The 1,978-nt window shown below is 57.4% G+C and carries 4 protein-coding genes; 1 reads left to right on the forward strand and 3 read right to left on the reverse strand.

Features of this window, described 5'->3' with window-relative positions; all coding sequences use genetic code 11:
• A partial coding sequence (locus B3520_RS05610; protein WP_286875601.1) for an SURF1 family protein occupies positions 1-377 on the reverse strand: 377 nt, incomplete at its 3' end.
• Between the two features lie 96 nt (positions 378-473).
• On the opposite strand from B3520_RS05610, the gene B3520_RS05615 reads away from it, so the two are divergent.
• A complete protein-coding gene (locus B3520_RS05615) occupies positions 474-698 on the forward strand; it encodes a DUF2909 domain-containing protein (protein ID WP_024461881.1) in 225 nt (74 codons plus the stop codon).
• Between the two features lie 21 nt (positions 699-719).
• Here the strand turns inward: B3520_RS05615 and B3520_RS05620 are convergent, their stop codons facing one another.
• Positions 720-1,640, reverse strand: a complete 921-nt coding sequence (locus B3520_RS05620) for a cytochrome c oxidase subunit 3 (protein WP_286804177.1) — start codon at positions 1,638-1,640, stop codon at positions 720-722.
• Positions 1,641-1,662: 22 nt separating this feature from the next.
• A partial coding sequence (locus B3520_RS05625; RefSeq protein WP_286875603.1) for a cytochrome c oxidase assembly protein occupies positions 1,663-1,978 on the reverse strand: 316 nt, incomplete at its 5' end.

Raw genomic sequence — 1,978 nt, forward strand, 5'->3', positions numbered from 1 at the left:
CCCGCCGCGACCCAACCCCGATTGACCAACAGGATCCGCCCGTCACTCAACTCAAAGGGCGTAATGACTTCGTAGCCCACTTGGCCGTCGCGCTGGCGATTGTCCAGTAGCCAGTTGCGCCCGGTCAGGTAGTGTCCCTGCAGCAACAACCGGCGCTGTTCTTCGATTGCGGCCAGGTCGGTGCCGGGCAGGGTCGCCGGCGGCTGAGTGCGCACCGCATCCAGGGCGGCTTCCCGGGCCCGCTTCTGTTCGGCGCGATCCAGTTGCCAGAAGCCGAGCGCCATCAGAACGGGAAAGGTCAGCAGGCACAGCAGCGTGACTTTCCAGTGGAAGGCAGTGCTACACTGTGACGCGGCGGACGTTGGCTGGGAGTTCACACTGGATACCTCGGGGAGCTCTCACCGACGCTCAGTGGAGGGAGCTGCCGTTCTAATACAATTTACCACTCAACCCGCTTAACAACAGGCATTTTTATGTGGCTTAAAATCATTATCCTGGTGCTGTTTGTCGGCGTTCTGGTCAGCCTCACCAGCGGCCTGCGCTTTCTGCTCAAGGACGCCGGGGTCCCGGAATCCAAACGGACGCTTTACGCCCTGGGCATTCGTATCGTGCTGGCCAGTGTGATGATGCTGTGTGTTTTCTACGGTTTCTACAGCGGCATTCTGACCAGCTCAGCTCCCTGGGACTCGCGTCTTTAAGACGCGAGCCGGGGTGTGTCATCAACCGAAGATATAGACCGCGAAGAACAGACCGACCCAGACCACGTCGACAAAGTGCCAGTACCAACTGGCGGCCTCAAAACCGAAGTTATCATCCGGTTTGAAATGACCTTTAAGCACCGAGCGGAACCACATGACCGCCAACATGAAGGTCCCCAGGAAGACGTGCATGCCGTGGAAGCCGGTGAGCATGAAGAAGGTGGTGCCGTAAATGCCGGAATCCAGTGTCAACCCCATGGCGGTGTAGGCGTGAACGTATTCTTCAACCTGCAGAATCAGGAAGGCGATCGCCAACACGATGGTGCCGCCGAGCCACCAGTTGAACGCTTTGCGGGCATTGTTTTTGATGGCGCTGTGCGCGAAGTGTACCGTCACACTTGAGGTCAACAGCAGCACGGTGTTCCAGAACGGCAGCCAGGTCCAGAGTGAACCGGCCTCGGAAAAGCTCATGTTCTGCTCGGGGCCGCGCACTGAAGCCGCATCGCCGTTCACCGCCATATCCGGTGTGGTCATCAGCGGCCAGGCGGCTTCGAAGCCATTCCAGAGAAACTCGTTGGTGGCGGCGTTATTGCCTTCACCGCTGAGCCAGGGCAGCGCCAGGTTACGCACATAGAAGAGCGCCCCAAAGAACGCGGCAAAGAACATCACCTCGCTGAAAATGAACCAACTCATCCCCCACACATAGGAGCGCTTGAGTTGGGCACTGTTCAGCCCGGCCATATTTTCATTGATCACCGAACCGAACCAGTTCCACAACACAAAGGCGAACACCAGCCCACCCGCCAAAAACACATAGGGGCCTTGCGCATTGCCGTTCATCCAGTGTGCGGCACCGAAAACCGTTAAAAACAGACCAAAGCTGGCCCAGATGGGCAACCGGCTCTGTTCCGGTACGTAATAAGTTCCTTCGCTTGTCGCCATATCGATTACTCCGCGCTCGTTTTTATTGTTTCAAACTAGCCAAGTCATTGTGGTCATCACTAAACCGGTCCGTGACATCAAACAAGGTGTAGGACAGGGTGATGGTGTTGATGTGCTTCGGGATGTCCCGGTCGACAATAAAAAACATCGGCAGCTCCGCCGACGCTCCTGCCTCCAAGGGCTGCTGCTCGAAGCAGAAGCACTCGGTCTTGTGGAAATAATTGGTCGCTTTGAAGGGCACCAGGCTGGGAATCGCCTGACCGACCATGGCCTTGTCGGTCGGATTGCGCGCCAGATAGTCGATCCGCTTCTGCTCACCGGGGTGAACCGTCACCGTA

This window comes from Marinimicrobium sp. UBA4509, assembly GCF_002388575.1.
GTDB classification, from domain to species: Bacteria; Pseudomonadota; Gammaproteobacteria; order Pseudomonadales; family Cellvibrionaceae; genus Marinimicrobium; species Marinimicrobium koreense.